Source organism: Deinococcus pimensis DSM 21231 (assembly GCF_000519345.1).
GTDB classification, from domain to species: Bacteria; Deinococcota; Deinococci; order Deinococcales; family Deinococcaceae; genus Deinococcus_A; species Deinococcus_A pimensis.
On the sequence record NZ_KI912643.1, the window covers coordinates 26,948 to 27,575 of the forward strand.

At 72.8% G+C, this 628-nt stretch carries 1 protein-coding gene; it reads left to right on the forward strand.

Annotation, left to right across the window (positions count from 1 at the left end):
• A partial coding sequence (locus DEIPI_RS0111800; RefSeq protein WP_027481907.1) for an NFACT RNA binding domain-containing protein occupies window positions 1–627 on the forward strand: 627 nt, incomplete at its 5' end.
• Window position 628: the final 1 nt, after the last annotated feature.

A 628-nucleotide genomic window follows, 5' to 3' on the forward strand; every position in this document is an offset into this window, starting at 1 on the left:
ACCTTCACCGACTTCGACGGCGAGACGCCCGTCACGATCCCCCTGGAGCCGCAACTCAGCGCCGTGCAGAACGCGGAGAAGCTCTACGCGCGCGCGCGGCGCCGCGAGGCCGTCTTCGACCGCCTCGCGGAGCGCGAGCCCGTCCTGCAGGCGGAACTCGCCGACCTCGACGCCCGCCTGGAACGGCTGGAGGCGGCCGACCTTCCCGAGCTGGAGGCGCTGGAACGCGACCTCGCCACCCAGAAGACCGAGCGCTCCCCCTACGGCGCGCGCTTCGTCAGCCCGAGCGGCCACGAGGTGCTCGTGGGGCGCAACAACAAGGAGAACGCCGTCCTCACGCACAAGCTGGGCCGCAGCATGGACTGGTGGTTCCACGCGCAGGGCTACCCCGGCTCGCACGTCCTCGTGCGGGCGCAGGGCCGGGAGCTCGCGCTGCCCGACATCCTGATGGCCGCCTCGCTCGCCGCGTACCACTCGCGCGCGCGCGGCAGCGGCAACGTCGCCGTGGACTACACCCGCATCAAGCACGTGTGGCGTCCGCGCGGCGCGCCCGCCGGGCAGGTGCACTACACCCAGCAGAAGACGGTCTTCGTGGATCCCGCGCTGCCCGAGGGGCAGGGGGGATGAG